Here is a 23,757-nt window from a genome sequence, read left to right as displayed (position 1 = left end):
CCCGCGCCGACGCACGCCACTTGATCCAGCCCAGAGGAGCAGCCCCCCATGGAAGCACCGGCGCAAGAGCAGCGGGACTCCATCCTGAAGGTGGCGGTGGCCAGCTTCATCGGCACCGCCATCGAGTGGTACGACTTCTTCCTCTACGGGACGGCGGCGGCGCTGGTGTTCAACCGCCTCTTCTTCCCGTCGTTCGACCCGCTCACCGGGACGATGGCCGCCTTCGGCACCTTCGCCGTGGGCTTCATCGCCCGGCCCCTGGGCGGCGTCGTCTTCGGGCACTACGGCGACAAGCTGGGCCGCAAGGCGATGCTCAGCGCCACGCTCATGCTGATGGGCGTGGCCACCTTCGCGGTGGGCCTGCTGCCCACGTATGAAACGGTGGGCCCCTGGGCTCCCGCGCTGCTCGTGCTGCTGCGGCTCATCCAGGGCTTCGGGCTCGGCGGTGAGTGGGGCGGCGCGGTGTTGATGGCGGTGGAGCATGCCCCCGCGCATCGCCGGGGGTTCTACGGGAGCTGGCCGCAGATGGGCGCCCCCGCGGGCCTGCTCGTGGCCACGGCGGTGTTCAGCTACTTCTCGAGCATGCCGGACGCCGCGTTCCTCGCGTGGGGCTGGCGCGTGCCCTTCCTGCTCAGCGCGGTGCTCATCGGCATGGGCGTGTTCATCCGGCTGAAGGTCGCGGAGTCGCCCGTCTTCAAGGCGCGCCCCAAGCAGGAGGCGGCCGAGAGCATGCCGGTGATGGAAGCGCTCCGTCAGTACCCGCGACAAATCCTGCTCGCCATGGGGGCGCGCTTCGCGGAGAACGGCTTCTTCTACATCATCACCACGTTCGTCCTCTCCTACGGGACGGAGCGGCTGGGGCTGCCTCGCACCACGCTGCTCAACGGCGTGCTCATCGCCACGTCCGTGCACCTGGTGGCGATTCCCGCGTTCGGCGCGGCGTCGGACCGCTTCGGCCGCCGCCCCATCTACCTGGCCGGCGCGCTGGGCTGCGGGCTGATGGCCTTCCCCTTCTTCTGGCTGCTCGACACGAAGGAGACGGGGCTCATCTGGCTGGCGATTACGCTGGGCATCATCGCCCACGCGGCCATGTACGGCCCGCAGGCCAGCTTCTTCTCGGAGCTGTTCGGCACCCGCGTGCGCTACAGCGCGGCCTCGCTCGGCTACCAGCTCGCGTCGGTGTTCGCCGGGGGCCTGTCCCCCGTCATCGCCACCGCGCTCCTGGCACAGTCGGGAGGACAGGCCTGGCCGGTGTCGCTCTACATGGTGTCCCTGGCCGTCGTCACCCTCGTCTCCGTCTGGCTGTCGGCGGAGACCTACCGCGCCCACCTCACGGACGCGCCTCCAGCAGGAGACGCGCTCAGCGAGCCGTCCAGCCACAGTCCATCACCTGCGCGGACCCCGTGATTCCTCCGGCGGCGTCCGAGCACAGGAAGCCGATGTAGGCGGCGACCTCCGCCGGCTCCAGCAGTCGCTTCACCGCCGCGGGCGCGAGCATTATCTTCTCCACGACCTCCGCTTCGGTGAGGCCGTGGACGCGCGCCTGGTCGGCGATCTGCTTCTCCACCAGCGGCGTGCGCACGTAGCTGGGGCACACGGCATTCACGGTGACGCCCCGGTCCGCGGCCTCCAGCGCCACCGTCTTCGTCAGGCCCATCAGCCCGTGCTTCGCGGACACGTACGCGGACTTGTACGGCGAGGCGACCAGCCCGTGGAGCGAGGACACGTTGATGATGCGCCCCCACTTCCGCGCATACATCAGCGGCAGCGCGTGCTTCGTGAGCACGAAGGGCCCCACCAGCATGATGCGGATGAGCTGCTCCCACTTCTCCTCGGGGAACTCCTCCACCGGCGCCACGTGCTGCACGCCCGCGTTGTTGACCAGGATGTCCAGCCGCCCCCACTCCCGCTCCGCCCGCCCCACCAGCGCCTTGCAGTCCTCGCGCGAGGACACGTCCGTGCGCTGGAACAAGGCCCCCGGAAGTCGCGCCGCCGACTGGGCGCCGGCCACCTCGTCCAGGTCCGCCAGCAACACCTTCATCCCCTGGGCGGCCAGCGACTCCGCCACCGCGAGACCGATTCCGTTCGCCGCTCCGGTCACCACCGCGCACCGAACTGAAGGTGAATTCATGTTCATGTCACCATGGTGACGGAACGCGCCGCCTGGGGCAACGCCGCTCGCACGGGCTTCGGATGCCGCACCCCGCCTTGAAGCGGATGACGCATTCAGGCGAAGGTGGAGGCCTTCATGACGGAACGTCCATCTCGCGCGGGGACCACCGGAGCCTGGTGGCATTGGCCCCGCTCGCTCGTGCTGGCGCTGGGGCTGGGCATCCTCGTCTCGCTGCCGTCCCTGAACGTGGGACTGCTGCTCGATGACCTCGTGCACCGGCTCGTCCTCTCCGGGCAGTTGTCCTCCATGGGTGACTGGGGACCGCTGACGCTCTACGAGTTCGTGGGAGGCCCGCGCTCGGACCCGATGCGCTTGAGGGAGTTCGGGCTGTTGCCCTGGTGGGCGTCCGACTCGCTGGTGGTGCGCTTCTTCCGCCCGGTGCCCAGCGCGCTGCTCAGCCTGGACGCATGGCTCTTCGACGACGCGCCCTTCCCCGCCCACCTGCACAGCCTCGCCTGGTTCCTGGGGCTGGTGACGCTGGTGGGGTGGTTTCACCGGCGCCTGTTGCCGCCCTCCGTGGCGGCGCTCGCCACCGTCCTCTACGCGGTGGCCGCCGCGCACCTGTTCCCCGTGGCCTGGCTCGCCTCGCGCCATCCCCTCATCTCCGCGCTCCTGGGACTGCTCGCCGTGGCCTCGCACGTGCGCGCTCGTGAGGACGGCTGGAAGCCGGGCCGCGTCCTCGCGCCGCTGCTGCTCATCGCCGCGCTCCTCTCCGGAGAGGCCGCGCTCGGCTCGGTGGCGCTGCTGGGCGCCTATGAAGTGTTCGGCCGCCGCGAGGGCTGGCGTCGGACGACGGTCGAGCTTCTGCCCTTCGCGGTCCTCGTCGTGCTCTATCTCGGCTTCTACGCGAGCCAGGGCTATGGCGCGCGCGGCAGCGGCGGCTACCTGGACCCCATCGGCGCGCCCGGAGCCTTCCTCGCCACCCTCCTCCAGCGCGTGTGCATCCTCGCGGGGGAGCTGGTGGTGGCCACGCCCTCCGACGTCGCCACCGGCACGCCCGCCCTGCACTCCGGCTTCGCGGCCTGGGGCGCGCTCACCACCGTGGGCGCGTTGCTGATGTTGCGCGCGCTCCGGCCACACCTGTCCGAGCAGGAGCGCGCCACGCTGCGCTGGCTGTTGCCCGGAGGCCTGGCCGCCACGCTCCCCGGCGCGGCGGGAGTCATCGGCGGGCGCGTCCTCATGGTGCCGCTGCTCGCGGGCAGCGCGCTGGCCGCGGTGCTCATCCTCAGGGGATGGGCGGCGGCCCGCGAGACGTCCCTCCCTCGACGCCACCAGCTCCTTCTCCGGACCGCCGTCTTCGTCCTGGTCCTGGGCCACGTCGTGCTGGGGCCGCTGTTCCGCATGGGGCTGGGCATCGCGCTGGGGCACATCGCGGACGAGCAGTGGCGCATCGCCCGCGAGGCTCCGCCGTGCGCGGGGACCCTGGTCATGGTGGCCGCCTCGGACCCGAGCGTCTCCCTCTACGTGCCCGCCGCCATGCTCCTCCAGGGCCGGGCTCCTCGCCTCTACCGGCTGCTCAGCGCCGCGCCGCATGACCACGTCATCGAGCGGACCTCTCCAGAGGCTTTCGACCTGGTCGTGAGCGGCACGCCGCGACACCCGGGCTTCTGGGAGCTGGTCAACCGGGACACGCCTCCGTCTGTCGGCACGAAGCTGCGGCTGGGGGACCTGAACATCACGGTGCTGGAGTCGAATGACGCGGGCTTCATGCGCGCGCACTTCGACTTCGGCAAGGCGCTGGAGTCGACCGAGCTGTGCTTCGTCACGTGGAGCGGAGACGGACTGCGCGCCATCACGCTTCCGCCGCCCGGCGAACATCTGTCTCTGCCTTACAGCCAGGGCCCAGCGCGGCTTTGAACAGTCGGACATGAACGGCTGTGAATGAGCCGACGCCGCTCGGGGATTCCTTTTGCCTGACGCGTGGGAACAGGGCCGGATTCGCCGCACTCCACCCTTGCCCCATCCGGCCCCATGACTCCACTTCGCCTCCTCCGTCTCGCGCCGCTGCTCGCGTGCGCTCCGCTGTTCCTCCTTTCCTGCGGCGACGATGACTCCGACGACTCCGTCGAACCCGGCATCGCCCAGTTCAAGGTGATGACCCGCAACCTCTACCTGGGCGGCAACATCGAGCTGCTCGCCACGGCGCAGGCTCCCCAGGACGTCCCCGCAATCGCCGCGCGCATCTACACGACGGTGCAGGCCACGGACTTCCCCGACCGGGCCAAGGAGATCGCGGATGAAATCCAGGGCTCCAACCCGGCGCTCGTGGGCCTCCAGGAGGTGTCCCTCTTCCGGACCCAGAGCCCCAGTGACTTCTCCTCCAATCCGGTGCCCAACGCGCAGACGGTGACGTACGACTTCCTGGCCATCTTGCTCGCGGAGCTGCAGAGCCGGGGGCTCAACTACCGCGCCGCCGCGACGGTGCAGAACGCGGACGCGGAGGTCCCCGCCGCGCTCGCCGGCAACGCCACGGACCTCACGGACGTGCGCCTCACGGACCGGGACGTCATCCTCGCTCGCGGGGACGTGCAGATCGCCAACGTCGTCACGGGCAACTACGTCTATGCCCAGGAGGTGCCCGTGGGCGGCGCGTCGATTCGCTTCCTGCGCGGCTACGCCAAGCTGGACGCCACGGTGGACGGTGCGCGCTTCACCTTCGTCAACACGCACCTGGAGACGTTGCAGCCCGGCAACGAGAACCAGGCCGCGGAGCTGGCCGCGCTCGTCGTCACGTATGACAAGCCGCTCATCGTCGTCGGGGACATGAACACCGGACCGGGCGCGGCGACCACCGGCTATGACGACCTCGTCAACTCGACGACGGGGCTCGCGGATGCGTGGACCACGGTGGGCACGGGCAACGGCTTCACCTGCTGCTTCAGCGAGACGGTGAACGACACCACCACCGCCGCGCTCGATGAGCGCATCGACCTGGTGCTGTACGCCGGGGACAACGTCAATCCCCAGTCCGCCGAGGTGGTGGGGGCGCTGCTCGAGGACCGCACGGCCGCGGGCCTCTGGCCGTCCGACCACGCGGGCCTCGTGGTGGAGTTCCGGTTGGATCGCTGAGCCGTGGACACAGGGGGCTGGAGGTCTCCCGAGGCAGGGAGTATTCAGCCCCCACATGGCTCTCCGCCTCGTCAAACGGCTCGCGCGGGACTGGTTCCTCCTGGGAATGCTGGGGGCCGTCGGGCTCGCCCTCCTCTTCCCTGACTTCGGCCGGTCCGGCGGCGCGATGCACGCCGACGTCGTCACCAACGTGGGCATCTTCGCCGTGTTCTTCCTCCACGGTCTGGGCATGCCCATGGCGCAGCTCAAGGCCGGGGCGCTCCAGTGGCGGCTGCACGTGCTGGTGCAGTCCTTTACCTTCCTCGTGTTCCCCGCCCTCTGGCTCCTGCTCAACCTGGCCTTCGGCGCGTGGGTTCCGGAGGACGTGGCGCTCGGCTTCCTGTTCCTGTGCGCGGTGCCATCCACCATCTCCTCGTCCGTGGCGATGACGGGCGCCGCCCGGGGCAACGTGGCCGGAGCCATCTTCGATGCGAGCCTGTCCAGCCTGCTCGGCATCTTCCTCACGCCGCTCATCGTCGGGCTGCTCGCGCACACCACCGGTCAGTCGCTCTCGCTGGCGGAGGCCATCCGCAAGCTGTCCTTCTTGCTGCTGCTGCCGCTGGTGCTGGGCCAGCTCGCAAGGCCCCTGCTGGGCGCGTTCTTCGCCCGCTACCGCAAGTACACCAACGGCGTGGACCGGGTGTTCATCCTCGTCCTCGTCTACGCCTCGTTCTGTGACTCCGTCTCGTCCGGCATCTTCAGCCGACATGGCGGAGCCATCGTGGCGCTCATCCTGGGTGGCGCGGTGCTCATCCTCGCCACCGTGTTGACGCTGAGCACGCTGGCGGCGCGGCGGTTGAGGTTCTCCACGGAGGACGAAATCGCCGCGGTCTTCTGCGGCTCCAAGAAGACGCTGGCCTCCGGAGTCCCCATGGCGCGGCTGTTGTTCGGCGCGCACCCGGGCCTGGGGCTCATCGTCCTGCCGCTCATGTTCTACCACCAGCTCCAGTTGCTGGTGTGCTCGGTGCTCGCGGAGCGCTACGCCTCCCGCCCGCCGACGCCATGAGCCCACCGGTTGCCTGAGTTGAGGGCATCCCCGACAATGCATTCCGAGCAGCACGTCGCCTTGGAGAGACGGGACGGATGGCACAGACACGACGCGATCAGGGCGTGGCGGCGGTGCGACACTTCAATCGCTTCTACACGCAGAAGATTGGCGTGTTGGACGAAGGGCTCCTGAAGAGCGAGTTCTCGCTGACCGAGGCCCGCGTCATCTACGAGCTGTTCCACCGGGAGACGCCCACCGCCGCGGAGCTGAGCCGGGAGCTCGCACTGGACCCGGGCTATCTCAGCCGGCTGTTGCGCGACTTCAGCGCCCAGGGGCTCATCGAGAAGGTGACCTCCGCGAAGGACGGCCGCCAGCACCTGGTGAAGCTGACGGAGAAGGGAGAAGAGACCTTCGAGCGACTCAACAGCCGCTCCCACGACTCCATCCGCGCGCTCATCTCGCCCTTGCGAGCGGACGCGCGCCAGCGGCTCCTCGACGCCATGCAGACCATCCAGGAGCTGCTGGGCGACAAGCCCGCGGAGTCGGGCGCCAACGTCGTGCTGCGCCCTCACCGCCCGGGAGACATCGGCTGGGTGGTCCACCGGCACGGCGTGCTGTACAGCCAGGAGTACGGCTGGGACGAGCGCTTCGAGGCGCTGGTCGCCAGCGTCGCCGCGAAGTTCATCCTGGAGCAGGAGCCCGCCCGGGAGCGCTGTTGGATCGCCGAGCTGAATGGCCGCGGCGTCGGCTCGGTGTTCCTGGTCCGCGACACGAAGACGGTGGCGAAGCTGCGCCTGCTGCTCGTGGAACCCTCGGCGCGCGGGCTGGGCATCGGGGCGCGACTGGTGGACACGTGCGTGGCCTTCGCGCGCGAGGCCGGTTACCGCAAGGTGCGGCTGTGGACGGACAGCCAACTGCATGCCGCGCGGCGCGTCTACGAGGGCGCCGGCTTCGAGCGCGTCAGCGCGGAGCCCCACCAGCAGTTCGGCGAGGGGCTCATCGGCGAGACGTGGGAGCTGAAGCTCTGACGAACGAGGCGGCCTCCCCGACAGGGAAGCCGCCTCGAAGTGAAGGCCCTCGTCAGCGGCGGGAGCGGAGTCCCACCGTGACGAGGGCATGCCGGTGAGCCGCTTGGACTACAGCGGCGTCACGCAGGCGCAGGTGCTCGCCGCGCCGTAGCAGGCGGCGCTGCTGCCCGCGGCGACCACGGAGTAGCAGGTGTTGTGGCCGGTGAGGACCTCGGTGTCGACGTAGTTGGTGGCCGTCACGGTGGCGACGCGCGCCTTGCCGTACGTGCAGCCGTTGATGCCGTCGGACTTCATCACCCAGTACTGCGTCGCGCCGCTGACGGCGCCCCAGCTCAGGGAGACCTGGCCCGTGGCCGGCGTCACCGTGACGGTGGGCTTCGCCGTCGGGCCGCCGCTACAGCCGCTGTTCACCGGCGCCGGAGTGGTACAGGCGATGTTGTGGCGGTTGAACGCGGCGTAGATGGCCGTCATGTGCGGCGTGCCGTCGTTGATGTTGCCGTTGTCGTCATCCGCCGCCAGCCACTGCTTGTAGCCGTTGGTGGCCGCGCAGCCATCCGACGTGCCCGCGGTGCAGTTGCAGGCGTGCCACGAGCCGATGTTGCCGCTGCCCTGGTAGAACACCTTGTTGCCGATGTTCTGCGCCGTGTTCCAGTCGTAGTTGAACGGAGCGGACTGGAGGTCGCGGGCGACGAAGTCCCACGCGGCCTGACGCACCGGGGACGCGGCGCAGTGCACCTGACGGCTGCACGGGCCCGTGCCGCTGGAGCAGCGGGTGCAGACGAAGTTCTGCGGCGTGGTGGGCGTGGGCGGGTTGTGGACCGCGTAGTCGGCGTCGCGGACGCCCGAGCAGTTGGTCGCGCACCATGCGGCCCCCGTCTGCGCCTCGTTCACGTTGTAGCCCGTGCCATCCGCCGTCATGCCGCAGCCGCTGCTGGTGGTCTGGAAGAAGCCATAGCCCACGCACGACGCGGGAGACCGGCCGCTGGTGGGAGTGGCGGCGGGGTTGAACGGCAGGCGGTACATGGACGCGATGTCAGCGTAGGCCTCGCTGGAGTTGCTCAGCGTGCCGGCCGTGTCGTTGTCATCCATGCCGTGGCCCCACTCGTGGTCGAACACGGCGCCAATCTCACCCGTGTTCCGGCACCCACCGCCGCTGCGGTAGAAGTTGACCGTGGAGCCGTTCCAGAAGGCGTTGCAGGTGTTGTTGATGTTGACGTTGGCCGTCATGGACGCCTGCAGCCACGCGTTGGTGGGCAGCCAGCCACGGGCCAACTCCTTGATGCGGTTGAGTTCGTAGAACGCGCTGCGGGTCGCCGCGGTATTGCCGCTCGCGGGAGACGGGCACGTGGTGGTTCCGTTCCCGAAGTTGATGTCACCCGAGCCGCTGCCGCTGATGGCGCCACACGAGTCGACGATGCGGATGTAGCGGCCCGCGAGCGTCGTGGTCGTCGTCCCGGACGTGTAGTTGTAGACGCCGTAGCCGTCCGTGTAGACGCCCGTGCCGACGTTGGCCCAGGGCATGGGGTAGTTGGGCTGCAGGACGCCACAGAACGAGCCCGCCGGGCAACCCGCGGGCACGCCCGTGTTGGTGAACGGGTAGACTCCGCCCTTCACCGACTGGTCGAAGTAGTGGTTGTCGTCCTCGAGCGCGAGCACGTCACCGGTGGCGGCATCCACCGTCACCTTCCAGCGCTCGTTCTCGTTCTGGAGCTGGAAGCCATACGTCCACACCAGTTGGTGGGCCATGCCCTTGGCGAAGCCCGCGCCCGGCACGGAGACCGGAGCGACTTCCAGGGTGGGCGCCTGCCAGACGTCGGCGGGGCTCTCGTAGAGGCCGAAGCGCTCGTGCGCCACGACGGTCGCCTTGTCCGCGTCCACCAGCGGCATGGGCGCGATTTCGACGTTGGACCACGACTCGGTGCCCAGGAGAATCAGGTTGCCGTGGCTGATGGTGGCCGCCAGCCGTCCGTAGCGGACGGGGATGCCCTGGTGCTGCTGGACGATGGAGACCTGCCAGAGGTCCGGGGTGATCTGGTCCACCCGGGCCTGGCCCAACTGGAGCATGTCCACGCCCACCGCCGCGCGGTTGGCCTCCACGAACTTGTAGACGAGGTCGGCGACGACGCCGCCATCCACCTTGTCCACGGAACGCCCGAGCTGCCTGCCCAGGCTCCCCAGGGTCAGCTTGTTGCCCACGCCATTGCCCGGGATGAGCGGGATGGCACCCTGGATGTTCGCCGCGGTGCCCGTGACGGAGTCGATGTAGATCTCGAAGTTGTTCCCGTTACGAGCGAAGAAGTCGTCCCAGACCTTCGCCACGTCGGGGCTCAGCTTGGGCAGGGCCTCTTTCAGAGGCACCTGACCGCTGGCCAGTGACAGCTCGGGCTTGAAGAACGCCTGAGTCGCCAGTGAGCCCTTGGTGGATTGGGCGCCGGGGTCGAACCCGAACGCCTGGGACGTCGCCATCACTGCCATACATACGGCGGCTTTCACGACGCTGCGCATGCGGTGCTCCTTCAGATGAAGGACCAACGGAACGAGGCCTCCAAGGAACCGGAATGGCTCCAGGAATCCCCGGGTTGCGCATAATCCTTATTTACTCGGAGTGTGCTCCCGCAAAGCACACTGAGTGTCGCCCCGCTGACATTGACTAGACGCGGTACGTGGCGGCCACCGTCTCCATGCGCGCGGCGACCTCGCGCAGCGACGCGGTAATCCGCTGGGAGCTCTGCAATCCCTGCATGGACTCTTCCATCATCCGGGACAAGTCCGTCACGGCGGTGAAGATTTGAGCGACGCCGGCATTCTGTTGCGTCACGGCGGCGGCGATCTGCTGAGCGGCGGAGGCGTTGTCCTGGATGATGCCGGTGAGCTCGCGAAGGCTGTCGCCGCTGGCGCGCACCTGCGTCAATCCGGTTTCAGCGCTGCCCTGGCTCTGCTCGGCCTGCCGGACGGCGCCCTGGATGGACAGGCGGATGTCGTCGAGGATTTCGCGGACGCGGCCGGTGGAGGTGATGGACTGGTCGGCGAGGCTGCGAATCTCGCGCGCCACCACGCCGAAGCCCTTGCCGTGCTCGCCGGAGCGGACCGCTTCGATGGCCGCGTTGAGGGCGAGCATGTTGGACTGGTCGGCCAGGTCCTGCACCGTCTGGGTGATGCCGCCAATCTGCTGCGTGCGCTCATTGAGGGCGGAGATGCTGCTGGCCACGCGGCCCACCTGCTCGCGCAGCTGCGCGAAGCCCTCCAGGCTCGCGGTGACGGTGGCCTCGCCGGCCGCCCCCACGCCCGTGGTGTCCATCCTTCCATTCAGCGCGGCGCGGAACCACGACGTGGCGCGCACCTGGGCCTCGTGGCCCTCGTAGGCCTCGCGCAGCCGCTCCTCGCTGGCGGACACCGCGCGGCCCTCCTCGGTGAAGAGCACCAGCCCGGCGAAGGACGGGTGCCGCTTCTCCAGGGCGACGAGCACCGCGTCGCTCTTGTCGAAGGTGTCGAAGAGCAGCGCGCCCCGGAGGATGGAGTCCTCGGACCAACTCCGGGCGTTCGCCTCGCGCTCGGCCAGCGTGGACTCGACGAGGTCTCTCAGGCCCTGCGCCTCCACGAGCAACGTCGCGTGGATCTGCGCCTGGAGGTTGTCGGAGATGAAGATGCGGCCCAGGACGTTGAGCGGCGCCAGCGCGCAGAGCGTGAGCAGGGAGACCGCCAGCGTCAGGCGGGTGCGGAGGGAGAGAGCGTCGAGCAAGCGCATGGGCGGTCCGCGAGGAGGCTTCAGAGGTCGAGCAGGGAGAGGCCGATGGTGACGGCGCCGATGACCTGGCCGCCGTCGCGCACAGGCAGGGAGACCTGGATGACGTAGGCCTGGGAGGACTCGTCGAAGAAGGGGTGCTCGGTCAGCACCCGCCCCTGCTTGAACGGGACCTGGAACTTCTCTTCGTCCCCCTGCCAGTAGTCGCTCGTCCGCCGCGTGGCGCCCACCAGCGCGCCCTGGCGATCCATCACGAACGCCTCCGCCACCTTGCGCACGCCCACGAGTTCGCGGTGGCGCGCCAGCACCCGCGAGCCGGCCGCCTCCAGCACCCGCTGCTTGAAGGGTGTCATCGCCGGAGTGGACAGCCACGCGGCATCGTCCGCGCGAATGGACGCCAGCGAGACTCCCCGCGCGTTCTGCTCGCGCACCGCCCGCACCAGCTCAGGGTCCACGGCCATCCGCTGGAGCGCGGGCATCAGGCGCTCCACCTTCTCGAGCTGAGCGACGCCGTCCGGGGGCACCCCCGCGAGCACCGTCAGCACCATGCCGAAACACCACATCCCCACCTCAACGCGTCCGCACGCTGTATCGGCGAGACAGACTTCCCCCTCTTCGCCGGCGGATGACTCCGACGATACATGACTGAGACATCTCACGTGAGCCAGGAGGGCAAAGGGGCCCTCCCCCTCCCGGTTCAAAGCCGCCCGCTCGGAGCCAGACGGACCCAGGGTCAAAACATGCCTGGCTGCTTCGAGTCACATGGACGCTTCAAGGCCCAGGCGAGGCCCGCCAGGGACGTTCAGCGGACGTGCTGCGCGAAGTGCTCCGCGAGACGCTGGAGCAGTTCGGCATTCTCTTTTTCGGCGGATTCGAGTTTCGGAAGCGCGGCCTTCAGCTCCGCGAGGTCCCTGCCGCGTTGGCGGAGGTCCTCGGCGCCCAGCTCCAGCCAGCGCCCCATTTCCCGGGCGGTCAGCTCCAGGTGGAACTGGAAGCCGAACGAGGCGCCGAGCCGGAACGCCTGCTGGACGTAGCGGTCGGTGGAGGCCAGCAGCGTGGCGCCGGGCACGGCCTTGTACGTGTCACCGTGCCAGTGGGCGACGACGGTGCGCGGACGCACGCCGGCGATGACGGAGTCCTTGAGGCCCTCCGCGGTCCACCGCACCGGGCCCACGCCCACCTCGAAGCCATTCTTGCCGGCGAAGACCTCCGCGCCCGCGGCGTCCGCGAGGAGCTGCGCGCCCAGGCAGATGCCCAGACACGGACGCTCGTGGGCCAGGCGCTCGCGGAGGACGGACAGCTCCTCGCGCAGGAACGGGTGCTGGTCCGCCTCGTAGACGCCCATGGGGCCGCCCATCACCACCACCAGCTCCGCGTCCACGTCCTCGTGCTTCACGGAGCGGAAGCGATTGACGAGGGTGAAGCCCACCTTGGTGAGCGCGGGTCCCAGGAGTCCAACGCCCTCGTGCTCTTCGTGCTGGTACACCACCGCGCGCATTGAGAAGCCCTCCGTGTCCGCCGTCGCGCGGGCAGCCTACCCGGATTCCCTCGAGCACGGGCGCGCGCGGCCACGTGCGGCGAGCTACCGCTTGTCGCCCTTGACGATGCGCAACAGTCCTTCTTGCGCCACGGAGGCGACGAGGCGGCCATCGCGCGTGTAGACGGAGCCGCGCGCCAGGCCCCGGGCGTTGCCCGCCCACGGGCTGTCCATGACGTAGAGCAGCCAGTCATTCACCTTCAAGTCGCCATGGAACCAGAGGGCGTGGTCCAGGCTCGCGCCAACGACTTGCGGCTGGAAGAAGCTGGCCGCGTGCGGCAGCAGCACGGTGCTGATGAGGTTGAAGTCGGACGCGTACGCGAGCACGTACTTGTGCACCTGCGGGTCATCCGGAAGCCCGCCGTCGGCGCGAATCCACACCGCCTTGAGCGGCTCGGTGGGCACGGGATTGAACGGGTCCGTGTAGGCCACCGGTCGCATCTCGATGGGCTTGTCGCAGAGGATCTTCTCGCGCAGCCGCGCGGGGATCCGGTCCGCCTGGCGCGCCAGCAGCTCCAGGTCCGTGGGCAGGCTCTCCGGAGGGGGCACGTCCGGCATGGAGGACTGGTGCGCGTAGCCGACCTCGTCTCCGTGGAAGGACGCCATCATGGTGAAGATGGGCTGCCCCTTCTGGATGGCGACGATGCGCCGCGTGCTGAAGCTGCCGCCGTCGCGCACGCGGTCCACGGTGTAGACGACGGGCAGGCTCGCGTCGCCGGGGCGAAGGAAGTAGCCGTGCAGCGAGTGGACATGCCTCGCCGGCTCCACCGTCTGGCTGGCGGCCGAGAGCGCCTGCCCGAGCACCTGCCCGCCGAAGAGCTGGCGGAAGCCCAGGTCCTGGCTCCTCCCCCGGAACAGGTTCTCCTCGATGGCCTCCAGCTTGAGGAGCTCCAGCAGCTCGGTCAGGACTCGGCTCATGCGCCCCTCCTAGCCGACGCCGGCCTCGCCTGTCTCGCCCTGAAGTGAGGCAGGCCTGCGCCATGGGACGGCTCTTGCCAGGCACGGCTGGAATGGCCCGCCCCGTCGCTCGTCAGGGAGACAGGCCCCTCGCCACGAGCGCGCCCCTGCACCGTTCCGTGTTGCGGACCTCGCTGTTGTTGCTGCCCACCCTGGCCCCCGCCGCCGAGCCCTCCCCCGAGGTGAAGCGTTGGTGGGGCCACGTCAAGGTCCTAGCTCACGGAGCTGACTCGCACCGTGGCCAACGCCCCCGAAAGACCGCGCTGGAACGACACCAGCTTCTTCCGCCGCTTCGCCCGCGTCCCTACCCCGGAAGGCAAACAGGACACCCCCCTGAGCAAACCGTGACACCACCCCGCACCGCCGGGTAACACGCGTACAGGTGTAGCTTTCCATCGATGTGACAAATGAATGACGCCGGGCGTCATGACCTGCCAGGACACCGTCGCAAATCGCGAGGGGTGGCTTGAAGCGAGACACCCAAGTGCGCCACGCTTGTTTGCATTGAGACACCAGCGCGGCGCGGGCGACGGAACGCCCGAAACTTGGCGGGGGGCGAATGCAGTCAAACGTATTCACCGCGGTACTGATTCCTTTGTCGTTGGCCGTCATCATGCTCGGCCTGGGACTGACGCTGACGCTGGCGGACTTCAAGCGCGTCATCGTCTATCCGCGAGCGGTGATTGTCGGGCTCGTGTGCCAGATGCTGGTGCTTCCCGCCGGCTGTGCGCTCATCGCCCATGCCTTCGGACTGGGACCGGAACTCGCGGTGGGGCTGATGTTGCTGGCGGCCTCTCCCGGCGGCGCCACGGCGAACCTCTTCAGCCACCTGGCCCGCGGTGACGTCGCGCTCAACATCACGCTGACGGCGGTCAACAGCGCGCTGACGCTCTTCACGCTGCCGCTCATCGTCAACCTGTCCCTGATGCACTTCATGGGAGAGGACCGCGCGGTCCCCATGCAGTTCTCCAAGGTGCTGCAGGTCTTCGTCATCGTGCTGGGCCCGGTGAGCATCGGGATGCTCATCCGCTCACGCAAGCCGGGCATCGCCCAGGCGCTGGACAAGCCCATCCGGCTGATGTCCGTCGCGTTCCTCATCTTCGTCATCGCCGCCGCCGTCTACCAGGAGCGGGTGAACATCGGCGTGTACTTCAAGCAGGTGGGGCTGGCGGCGCTGAGCTTCAACCTGCTGAGCATGGCCATTGGATTCGTCACCCCGCTGGTGTTCCGTCTGCCACGACGCCAGGCGGTGGCCATCGGCATGGAGATCGGCATCCACAACGGCATCCTCGCGATGACCATCGCCATGAGCCCGCTGCTGCTCAACAACGCGACCATGGCCATTCCTCCCGCCATCTACAGCATCGTCATGTACTTCACGGCGGCCATCTTCGGCTACGCGGTGACGCGCCGCCACTCAGACGAACAGACGAGCCCCGCGGTTTCTCCCAGTCGTTCCTGAAGGCCTGAGCCGCGGTCTGCCTCGCCGCGGTCCCCCCTCACACCCGAGGAAGTGTCGAGATGATGCTCAAGCGTCTATCGCTGTCCATTTGCACGCTCTGCCTGAGCCTGGGTCTGGTGTCTCCCGCGGCCGCGCAGCAGTCCACCACCGCCGCCCAGCCGTCGGATGTTCCGACGACCGGGGCGCCCCAGCCACCGGAAGTCACCCCGGCCAACGAGCCGTCGCCGGCGCTCCCACCCCGGCCCATCCCGAACGTCCGGCTGTACATGACGAGCTTCAACCTGTTCCGGGTCAACCCCATCGGCCTGGAGACGCAGAACCGCCTGGTCATCCAGAAGCGGCTGCTCGACAGCGAGTCGGTGCTGTTCCGCGACACGTTCGTCAACGCCGCGGCCCTCATCAAGGCCAACCCCGCCTCGCTCAAGGTGGGCCCCCAGTTCGAAATCCAGCCCATCGCCCTGTTCAACGTACGCGCCAGCTACGAGTACACGCGCTTCCTGGGCACCATGGGCTTCCTCCAGTCGTATCCGAACCCGCTGCAGGACTTCTCGGATGACGCGTTGGACCTGGGCGAGGACAACGCCTACAGCACCAGCGGCCACCACTTCATCGTGGAGCCGACGCTCCAGGCGAAGGTGGGCCCCATCGCGGTGCGCGCCAAGTTCAGCCTGGAGTACTGGAACCTGACGCTGCGCGACGGCGCGACGACGTTCTATGACCCGATGCTCGACTCGATTCTCGCGGGCAAGGGATGGGTCTTCACCAACGACTCGGACGTCGTCTACCTGTCCGGCCGCTGGATGCTGGGCGCGCGCTTCAGCGCCGTGTGGCCCCGCTACAACGAGGACCAGGGCGTCTCCGGAAGCACCACGGTCGACAACAGCCACATGCGCGTGGGTCCGGTCGCCTCGTACGCGTTCAACACGGACGAGGGGACGCTGTTCAACCGTCCCACGGTGCTCGGCATGGTGGCCTGGTACGTGAAGCACCCGAGCCGGCAGGAGCCCATGCCGTACATGCTCATCGGCTTCTCGTTCAACTCGGACCTGATGGGCGGTCGCTGAGTCGGGATGGATGGGAAGGGAGGGCTTCCTGGGCCCTCCCTCCCGCACCGGGCGGACTCAGTGCGCGTCGTCCGGACCGTGCGCGTGGCCGTGCTCCAGCTCCTCGGCCGTCGCGGCGCGGACGTCACTGACGGTGACGTCGAAGTGCAGCGTCTTGCCGGCGAGCGGGTGGTTGTAGTCCACCACCACGAGGTCGCCCTTGATCTCCTTGATGAGGAAGTCCACCTCGTCCCCATCCGGGTCCGTGGCGGTGAGGATGCCTCCCTCGGTCAGCTCCAGGCCCTCCGGGAACTCGCTCTTGGGAACTTCCTCGATGCCTTCCGGGTCATGCGGCCCGTAGCCGTCCTCGGGGGGGATGACCACTGACAGGGAGTCCCCCTTGGCCTTGCCCTCCAGGGCCTTCTCCAGACCGGGGACGACCTCCTCGTGGCCCTGCAGATAGACGAGCGGATCTCCAGGCTCGCTCTCGTCCACCATCTTCCCATCGCCAAGGTGGAGCCGGAAGTCGATGGAGACGACACTGTCCTTCGTGATTTTCATGGCGCCTCTCTTAGCGCAGGCCGGGGTCCAACGCTCCCATCATGTGCTCGGTCGACCTGCGGGTGGGCATGGGAGCGAGCCGGCCCGCCCGAAACCGGACGCAAGGGCTTTCAGACGCCAGGGCGCGGGGGCCGGGCGCCTGACTCCAACGCGCGGCCTCGCGTGCTCCGGTCGATGCGGCCCTCCAGGCGAACGATGCGGCGCCGATGGTCATCCGGCAACTCCGCCGCCGCCGACAGGCGCGCGTGGCGCAGCGCGCTCGCGAGGTCCTTGAGGGAGTGCTCGTAGAGCTTGGTCAGCTCCAGGTGGAGCGTCGCCGCCTGGAGGCCCCGGGCCGAGGCCAGCCCCTGGAGCAGGTGTTCGACGGCGACCTGGGACTCGCCGGCCATGCGGGCCAGCCGTGACGCCAGGGCATGAGCCTCCACGCCCACCGTGCCCGCGCCGCCCGTCGCCGCCCGGGCGAAGGCCCGTGCCCGGGCGAGGTCTCCGGCCCGGAGCGCGACTCCGGCGAAGCCGAGCAGATCTCTCGGGTCCTCACCCGAAGGCACCGCGGTGCCGTCCCCTGCCCTGAACTTGCGCACGAGTTCACCCAGGAGCGCGGCCAGCAGGAGCAGGTCATTGGCGTTGTGCTCCAGCACCGGCGTCAGCGCGGAGCCGTCCCCGCCGCGCAGGTAGCGGAAGTACAGCTCCGGAATCAGCGAGCCATCCACGTCGTCGACGCGGCGGTGGCCGAGCACCTGCTCCTCCACGTGCACCAGTCGCGTGCCCGCGCCCCGGTGTTTGAAGACGCGGCGCGCGCAGTGGAGCAGGTCCAGGTGGGGCAGCTCCGGCGGTGTGGCGACGCGGTTGAGCACGAAGCGCGTGCGCAGGAGCGGCCAGTCGAAGCTCTTGCCGTTGAACGTCACCAGGCACGAGGACGTGGCCATGCGCGCGGCGAGCACCCGCAGCATGGGAGCCTCCTCGCCCAGCTTGCGCAGGAAGAGCTGGTGGACGCGAAGCGAGCGGCCCTCGAACCACGCGAGCCCCACGAGGAAGGGCACGGTGCCGGTGCCGCCCGCGAGCCCCGTCGTCTCCGTGTCCAGGAAGAGCATCCGCTGGAAGTCCACGCCCGCCAGTTCTTCGTGCAGCGCGAGGCGGGCGACCAGGTCTCCTTCGACGTCCAGCGCCCCCGCCACGGGCGCGGAGCCGTGCCGGTGCTCGGGGGACAGCAGCGTCTCCGACACGTGGACCGTCCCGTAAGGTGTCTCCTGGGGCACCACCGGGAGCGGACCCGGGCGAGGCTTGGCGGGAATTGTCCCCCGACGCGCGGCCGTCTGGCCCTGGCGCTCGGACCAGTCCGCGAGCATCCGCCGGAGGGCCTCGATGCGCGGGTCCTTCGGGGCCACGGGCTCGGCACCCGTCGTCTGGGACAGCGCTGACGCGGCGCCCGACGAAGCCATCAGCGCCTGGGACGGCGATGGCGTGGCCGCGACATCTTCGTGCGACACCTCCGCCGGATGGGCGTCGACGGATGACGGGTACGAGGCCTCGGCTCGCGGAGTGGATTCGGCGCGAGGCTCCGACGAGGGCTCGGGCAGCGTGGCCACGCGATTCGTCGCGGGCTTGCCTCCCGGGCCCACGCCTGTCAGTCGCGCCAGCTTTCGCTTGAGGTCCACGCGCCGAGCCTCCGCCTACTGCACGCCCGCGATGCCGAGCACCGACAGGAGCTCCAGCCCCAGCCGCTTGCGAGGATGCGGGTCCACCGGAGCCTGTCCGGGCATGACACCCGACGCGGGACCGATGCAGGCGGGGCAGCCCTCCTCGCAGGCGCACGACTCCAGCAGGCGGCGCGCGCGCACGAGCAGCTCGTCCCGCTGGTCGAAGAGTCGCGCGGCCAGTCCCACGCCGCCCGGCACGTTGTCGTAGAGGAAGATGGTCGGGTCGAACCCCACGCCGCCATCCTTGCGCGGAGGTCCCTCCGCGTCGTCGCGGCTGCCGAGCGTCTTGCCCACGTCCCTCGGGTCGATCATCAACCCCACGCAAGCGACGGTCCGCAGCGCGGTGGCCACGCCTCGGAGCGCGTCGATGACAGCCGGGCGCGGTGCATTCATCGAGCGCACCACCGACTCCGGCACCGTCAGCCAGAGGGACGTGGTGTGCATCTGCATCTCCGGGAGCGCCACGTCGCCGTAACCGACGTTCTCATGCGTGTGGTACTTGATCTTCTTGTAGCCCACCACCTTCTCGATGACGCTCACCTCGCCCATGCCGGCATGCAGCTCCGGCCCCATGGGCGCGCTCTGGTCCTCTTGAATGACGTTCACCCGCACGTACGTCATCGCGTCCGTGAAGTAGTCCGGCGCCACCTTGCGGACGAAGGCCTTGTGGTTCTCGTAGTCGAACTTCTCGACTTGATACTGCTCGCCCTCGTGCTGATAGATGGCCTGCTCGTGCAGCATCGTGTGCGCCGAGCGGAAGTCCATCTCCGCCAGCGTCCGGTCCGTGCCGCGCTCGATGATGACGACGTTGTCCCAACCCACGCTGCGCAGGGACACGTGGTTGGCCGGGTACGCGTCGGAGGACCAGTGGAACACGCGCCGCCCCCCCTCCCCCGCCGTGGGATGCACGACTTCATGTTGCGCGAGGAAGCCCAGCGCCTCCGCCGTCGACTCCGGCGGCACGTCGCCAAAGGGCTCGCCCTCCTCGAAGGGCAGCTCGAAGGAGGCGCACTTGAGGTGCTGGACGAGGATCTCCACGTTGTCCGGGTCGATGCGCGCATGCTCCACCGGCGCGCCGATGAGGAAGCGCGGGTCCCCCGCGAGGTACTGGTCCAACGGGGCGCTCGACGTCACGAGCAGCGCCAGGCTCCCCGCGCCTCGACGACCCGCGCGACCGAAGCGCTGCATCAGCGCCGCCACCGAGCCCGGGTAGCCCGCGCACACCACCGCGTCCAGCGAGCCGATGTCGATGCCCAGCTCCAGCGCGTTGGTGGCGACGACACAACGCACCTCGCCCGCGCGCAGCGCCGCCTCCGTGGCCCGCCGAGTGCCCGGCAGATAGCCGCCCCGGTAGCCCTGGATGAGCGCCGGGTCCAGCTTCTCCTCGACGAACTTGTCCCGCAGGTACTTGAGCATCACCTCGATGTTGTTGCGCGACTGGCCGAACAGCAGCGTGGACACGCCCGCGCGCACCAGGTCCGCCGTCAGGCGCACCGACGTCTTCAGGTAGCTGGCGCGGATGCCCAGCTCCGCGTTGACCACGGGAGGGTTGAACACCATCACCCGGCGCTCCCCTGCCGGCGCCCCGCTCTCCGAGACGAGCTCCACGTCACACCCGAGCATCCGCCGCGCGTGCGCCTGCGGATTGCCGATGGTGGCCGACGCCGCGATGAACACCGGGTCCGAGCCGTGGAAGCGCGCCACGCGTCGCAGGCGTCGCAGCACGTTGGCCAGATGTGAGCCGAAGACGCCGCGATACGTGTGCAGTTCGTCGATGACGACGTAGCGCAGATTGGAGAACAGGCGCGCCCAGCTCGCGTGGTGCGGGAGGATGCCCGTGTGCAGCATGTCCGGGTTGGTGAGCAGGACGCCCCCGCGCTCCCGAGCCGCCCGCCGCGCATCCGCCGGAGTGTCTCCGTCGAAGGTGATGGCCCCGTGAGACAGCCCCGCCTCGCGCATGAACGCGCGCAGGGACTCTTCCTGATCTCTCGACAAGGCCTTGGTGGGAAACAGGTACAGGGCCCGCGCCTGTGGCTCCCGCGCGAAGCGGTCCAACAGCGGCAGGTTGTAGCAAAGGCTCTTGCCGGAGGCCGTTGGTGTAGCAATGACCAGGTTCTTCCCGGAGCGGGCCAGACGGAAGGCCTCGGCCTGGTGGGAGAAGAGCTGCTCGACGCCGCGCTGGCGGAGGGCTTCGCGGACCTGGGGAGCCACCTCGTCCGGAATGGGGGCGAAAGCGCCCACGCGGGCGGGAGTGGCCTCGTCGAGGGAGAAGCACGGCCCCAGCCCCTTGTCCGCCTTCCACTGCTGAAGCACGGAGTCCAGGCCCCGGGGGGCGTTCCAGGGGGTGCGGCGGGGGCCACCAAAGGCCGCTTCTTCCTTCTCGAACTTCATGGGTCGGGCACTGTACAGGCGTGTACCCGGCCGGACAACGCGAACGCGGCCAGCGCGCGTGGAACGGCGCTCGGCTAGGGTGCGCCGCCCGTGGCCCTCGCCATCTTCCTGTTCACGTACGTCTTCATCGCTGGCGCCCGGCTCCCCTTCATCAAGCTGGACCGTCCTGGCGGCGCGCTGCTGGGCGCAGTGCTGATGGTGGTGCTCGGCGTCGTCACTCCCGCCGAGGTCTTCAACCACAGCGAGGACCCGTCCAAGCACGCCATCGACGCGGACACCATCGTCCTCTTGCTGGGGATGATGCTGCTGGCGGCCTATCTCTCGCAGGCGGCCTTCTTCCGCACGGCGGGGGCCTGGGCGGTGCGGCGAGCGCGCACGCCCCGACTGCTGCTGGTGGCGGTGACGTTCATCTCCGGGTTGCTGTCCGCGTTCCTCGTCAACGACACCGTGTGCTTGATGCTCACGCCCCTCGTCCTCGCCACGGTGGAGGACGCGCGCCTGCCGCCCGTGCCGTACCTGCTCGCCGTCTGCATGGGCAGCAACAGCGGCTCGGTGGCCACCTTCACCGGCAACCCGCAGAACATGCTCATCCAGGGCGCTTCGGGAATCTCCTACGCGAGCTTCGCCGCGTACATGGCCCTGCCCGCGCTGCTGTCCACGGCCATCGTCGCGGGCGCGCTCGTGTACATCTTCCGCAAGGAGCTGACGTCCACGCGCTTCGAGCCCCGTCCCCCTCCCCCGCCCGTGGACCGGGTGCTGCTCACGCTGACCCTCGTCGTGATGACGGGCGTCGTCGTGGCCTTCTTCGCGGGCCTGCCCATGAGCTGGAGCGCGCTCGCGGGCGCCGCGCTGGTCATGGCGCTGTCCCGACGGGAGCCTCGCGAGGCGCTGGAGCGCGTGGACTGGGTGTTGCTGCTGTTCTTCTCCAGCCTCTTCGTCGTCGTCTACGGCGTGAACAAGCACGGCTGGGCGGAGGACATCCGCCTGCTGTTCGCGCCGCTGATGACGGGGCCGGCGTGGCGCGAGACGCTGGGCTTCGCGGGGCTGACGCTGGTGGCGTCCAACATCTTCAGCAACGTGCCCTTCGTCATGCTCGCGCGCTCGTGGGTGCCCGCGCTCCAGAACGTGGAGCTGGGCTGGCACGTGCTGGCGCTGGGCTCCACGCTGGCGGGCAACCTCACGCTGGTGGGCAGCGTCGCCAACCTCATCGTCTTCGAGGCGGCGCGCGAGAAGGTGGACATGAGCTTCCTGCGCTACCTGCGCGTGGGCCTGCCCGTCACCCTCGTCAGCTTCGTGGTGGGGCTCGCGGTGCTCCTCGCGGAGCACGCCCTCTTCTAGCGCCCGGCCCGGAGTCCTTCGACGTCAGGACGGGTCCGGGTCCGGCAACTCGCCCGGGGCCAGCTCCGACTCGGGCGTCTTCGGGGGCTCCACCACCGTCGGCACGACAGTGTCCGGCGAGGAGGTGATGGGGTGGGCCGGAAGCGAGGGCCCCCCGCGCCTGTCCCTCGGCGTGAGGTCCTTCACGAAGTCGAGCGCCACCTGGTCCAGCATGGTCGTCATGGCCTGACGGAAGAGGTCGGGGTCCTTGCCCACCTTGAACGGGTCCAGGTGCGCGGCGTCGGTCTCCGCCTGGTTGATCTCGAATGGATGCCGCCAGACCTCCGAGCGCCCATCCAGCGTGAACATCCGCCCATACCCGCGCAGGAAGGCGCCCGCGTGGCCCTTCTTGCTGCGCATGCCGAACTCCTGCACGACGAACTCGACGACGGTGTCCGCGCCCAGCGGCATCACCAGGTCGTAGTCCGGAGCATTCGCGGGGACCTCCTCCACGAGGAAGCTCTCCAGCACGGAGGCCACGCGCGCCGGGTCCACCGTCGCCGTCCACGGCGCCTCGCGGGGAAGCTGCGTCAGCGTGTTGACGCGCAGCCGCTCCGAGACTTCGAAGCGCGTCACCGCCTGCTGGAGCTTCACCGTGAGCCGCCGGTCCGCTTCCACGGGCTCGAGCTTCTTGAGCTTGTCTCCGTAGGCCTCGTCTTCGCGGAATACGAAGCTGCGAGGGCCGGCGCCATCTTCGATGCGGGAGATGAAGGCGGGGCGGCGCACGCGGTCCAGGTCCGCGCCGGCCAGCCGTTGCGACGCACAGCCGGCGCAGAGCGCCAGCGTGAGAAACGGGAGGAGGCTTCGCGTCATGTCCTGACATTTACCCCATTGCGGGGGGGCTCGCCCCTTCCCCACCGGCGGGCTGGCTCCCAGGGGACCGGTCGACCCGGCCGCTGGTATGCTGGGGGGCGTGAATCCTTCTTCCGTGCCACCCCCTTCTTCGCCCCCCGGCCGCAAGCGCCGACTCGGGGAAATCCTCATGGATGCCGGTCTCCTGACGGAGACCCAGTTGCGCTCCGCGCTCGCCGAGCAGCGCAAGTGGGGCGGCCGTCTGGGCCTGACGCTGGTGCAGATGCGCTTCGTGGATGAGAGCTCCATGGTCCACGCGCTGTCTCGCCAGCTCTCCATTCCGACGGTGGAGTTGGATGGAATCACTCCCTCGGCCGTGGCGCTCCAGGCGCTGCGCCCGGACATCGCCGAGCGCTACACCGTCTTCCCCACCGCGGCGGACCCGGCCAACAAGCTGCTGACCGTGGCCACGGCGGACCCCACCAATGTGGAGTCGCTCCAGGAGTTGGCCTTCCACACGGGCCAGCGCATCCAGGTGGTGGTGGCCGCCGCGTCGTCCATCGAGCGCGCCATCCGTCGCCACTACCATGGCGAATTCACGTCCACGACGGCCTCGCCGCTGTCGTTCAACATCGACGAGCAGACCTTCGAGCTGGCTCCGCCCTCCGAGCCACAGGAGACGACAGCGCCCTCTCGCCCGTCGGTCAGCCAGACTCCCGCGCCCGTGAGGGAGAGCGAGCTGGCGCAGCGCGTGGACATCCTCACGCAGCAGGTCTCCGACCTGGAGCGCATGGTGGCGCAGCAGGCGCGCTCGCTGCGAGCCATGCTGGAGCTTTTGGAGACGCGGGGACTGGTCACCCGCGACGACTACCTGGCGAAGGTGCGCTGAAGCCCGCGCACC

The 23,757-nt window shown here is 69.2% G+C and carries 19 protein-coding genes; 9 read left to right on the top strand and 10 right to left on the bottom strand.

Going from position 1 to position 23,757, the window contains the following annotated elements; all coding sequences use genetic code 11:
• Positions 1-48 precede the first annotated feature (48 nt).
• Complete coding sequence (locus G4D83_RS24735) at positions 49-1,407, top strand: MFS transporter (RefSeq protein WP_163867274.1); 1,359 nt, start codon at positions 49-51, stop codon at positions 1,405-1,407.
• On the opposite strand, the gene G4D83_RS24730 is transcribed toward G4D83_RS24735, so the two are convergent.
• Positions 1,361-2,131 carry a 3-hydroxybutyrate dehydrogenase gene (locus tag G4D83_RS24730; RefSeq protein WP_205522704.1) on the bottom strand — a complete coding sequence of 257 codons (771 nt, stop codon included), beginning with the start codon at positions 2,129-2,131 and terminating at the stop codon, positions 1,361-1,363. The genes G4D83_RS24735 and G4D83_RS24730 overlap by 47 nt on opposite strands.
• A 117-nt stretch (positions 2,132-2,248) precedes the next feature.
• Between G4D83_RS24730 and G4D83_RS24725 the strand changes: the two genes are divergently transcribed.
• From G4D83_RS24725 to G4D83_RS24710, 4 genes are all read left to right on the top strand, one after another.
• Entirely contained in the window at positions 2,249-4,030 is a 1,782-nt protein-coding gene (locus tag G4D83_RS24725; RefSeq protein ID WP_163867272.1) for a hypothetical protein, read from the top strand.
• Between the two features lie 114 nt (positions 4,031-4,144).
• On the top strand, positions 4,145-5,242 hold the full coding sequence (locus G4D83_RS24720) for an endonuclease/exonuclease/phosphatase family protein (protein ID WP_163867271.1): 1,098 nt from the start codon (positions 4,145-4,147) through the stop codon (positions 5,240-5,242).
• Positions 5,243-5,297: 55 nt separating this feature from the next.
• On the top strand, positions 5,298-6,287 hold the full coding sequence (locus tag G4D83_RS24715; protein WP_163867270.1) for a bile acid:sodium symporter family protein: 990 nt from the start codon (positions 5,298-5,300) through the stop codon (positions 6,285-6,287).
• 77 nt (positions 6,288-6,364) lie between these two features.
• On the top strand, positions 6,365-7,297 hold the full coding sequence (locus G4D83_RS24710) for a bifunctional helix-turn-helix transcriptional regulator/GNAT family N-acetyltransferase (RefSeq protein WP_163867269.1): 933 nt from the start codon (positions 6,365-6,367) through the stop codon (positions 7,295-7,297).
• Between the two features lie 108 nt (positions 7,298-7,405).
• Here G4D83_RS24710 and G4D83_RS24705 read toward each other — a convergent pair whose 3' ends face one another.
• The 5 genes from G4D83_RS24705 to tesB all read right to left on the bottom strand — a co-directional run bounded on the left by G4D83_RS24705 (position 7,406) and on the right by tesB (position 13,494).
• Positions 7,406-9,802: a gluzincin family metallopeptidase gene (locus G4D83_RS24705; protein WP_163867268.1), complete on the bottom strand. Its 2,397-nt coding sequence runs from the start codon at positions 9,800-9,802 to the stop codon at positions 7,406-7,408.
• 145 nt (positions 9,803-9,947) lie between these two features.
• A complete protein-coding gene (locus G4D83_RS24700; protein WP_163867267.1) occupies positions 9,948-11,042 on the bottom strand; it encodes a methyl-accepting chemotaxis protein in 1,095 nt (364 codons plus the stop codon).
• 20 nt (positions 11,043-11,062) lie between these two features.
• The gene (locus G4D83_RS24695) at positions 11,063-11,602 is read right to left on the bottom strand and encodes a PDC sensor domain-containing protein (protein ID WP_163867266.1); all 540 of its coding nucleotides are present in this window, start codon (positions 11,600-11,602) and stop codon (positions 11,063-11,065) included.
• A 239-nt stretch (positions 11,603-11,841) separates the two neighbouring features.
• Positions 11,842-12,537 (bottom strand): glutamine amidotransferase-related protein, encoded by a 696-nt coding sequence (locus G4D83_RS24690; protein WP_163867265.1) that lies wholly within the window; start codon positions 12,535-12,537, stop codon positions 11,842-11,844.
• Between the two features lie 84 nt (positions 12,538-12,621).
• Positions 12,622-13,494: an acyl-CoA thioesterase II gene (gene tesB / locus G4D83_RS24685; protein WP_163867264.1), complete on the bottom strand. Its 873-nt coding sequence runs from the start codon at positions 13,492-13,494 to the stop codon at positions 12,622-12,624.
• 598 nt (positions 13,495-14,092) lie between these two features.
• Between tesB and G4D83_RS24680 the strand changes: the two genes are divergently transcribed.
• Together G4D83_RS24680 and G4D83_RS24675 are read left to right on the top strand one after the other, a co-directional pair.
• Positions 14,093-14,995, top strand: a complete 903-nt coding sequence (locus G4D83_RS24680; RefSeq protein ID WP_163867263.1) for a bile acid:sodium symporter family protein — start codon at positions 14,093-14,095, stop codon at positions 14,993-14,995.
• Between the two features lie 59 nt (positions 14,996-15,054).
• Positions 15,055-16,059, top strand: a complete 1,005-nt coding sequence (locus tag G4D83_RS24675; RefSeq protein ID WP_240356552.1) for a hypothetical protein — start codon at positions 15,055-15,057, stop codon at positions 16,057-16,059.
• Positions 16,060-16,116: 57 nt separating this feature from the next.
• Here the strand turns inward: G4D83_RS24675 and G4D83_RS24670 are convergent, their stop codons facing one another.
• From G4D83_RS24670 to G4D83_RS24660, 3 genes are all read right to left on the bottom strand, one after another.
• Positions 16,117-16,599, bottom strand: coding sequence for an FKBP-type peptidyl-prolyl cis-trans isomerase (locus G4D83_RS24670; protein ID WP_163867262.1), 483 nt, complete (start codon positions 16,597-16,599; stop codon positions 16,117-16,119).
• Positions 16,600-16,709: 110 nt separating this feature from the next.
• Positions 16,710-18,254 carry a ribonuclease H-like domain-containing protein gene (locus G4D83_RS46940; RefSeq protein ID WP_163867261.1) on the bottom strand — a complete coding sequence of 515 codons (1,545 nt, stop codon included), beginning with the start codon at positions 18,252-18,254 and terminating at the stop codon, positions 16,710-16,712.
• A 15-nt stretch (positions 18,255-18,269) separates the two neighbouring features.
• Positions 18,270-20,687, bottom strand: coding sequence for a DEAD/DEAH box helicase (locus tag G4D83_RS24660; protein WP_240356550.1), 2,418 nt, complete (start codon positions 20,685-20,687; stop codon positions 18,270-18,272).
• Positions 20,688-20,777: 90 nt separating this feature from the next.
• Between G4D83_RS24660 and G4D83_RS24655 the strand changes: the two genes are divergently transcribed.
• Entirely contained in the window at positions 20,778-22,025 is a 1,248-nt protein-coding gene (locus tag G4D83_RS24655) for an ArsB/NhaD family transporter (protein WP_163867260.1), read from the top strand.
• 24 nt (positions 22,026-22,049) lie between these two features.
• Here G4D83_RS24655 and G4D83_RS24650 read toward each other — a convergent pair whose 3' ends face one another.
• Positions 22,050-22,877, bottom strand: coding sequence for a hypothetical protein (locus G4D83_RS24650; protein ID WP_176437503.1), 828 nt, complete (start codon positions 22,875-22,877; stop codon positions 22,050-22,052).
• Positions 22,878-23,046: 169 nt separating this feature from the next.
• On the opposite strand from G4D83_RS24650, the gene G4D83_RS24645 reads away from it, so the two are divergent.
• On the top strand, positions 23,047-23,745 hold the full coding sequence (locus G4D83_RS24645) for a GspE/PulE/PilB domain-containing protein (protein WP_163867259.1): 699 nt from the start codon (positions 23,047-23,049) through the stop codon (positions 23,743-23,745).
• Positions 23,746-23,757 lie beyond the last annotated feature (12 nt).

The sequence above is a fragment of the Myxococcus eversor genome (genome assembly GCF_010894455.1).
In the GTDB taxonomy this organism is placed as follows: Bacteria; Myxococcota; Myxococcia; order Myxococcales; family Myxococcaceae; genus Myxococcus; species Myxococcus eversor.
The sequence above is the reverse complement of the archived record's forward strand: the minus strand, read 5'-3'. Positions and strand labels throughout refer to the sequence as shown.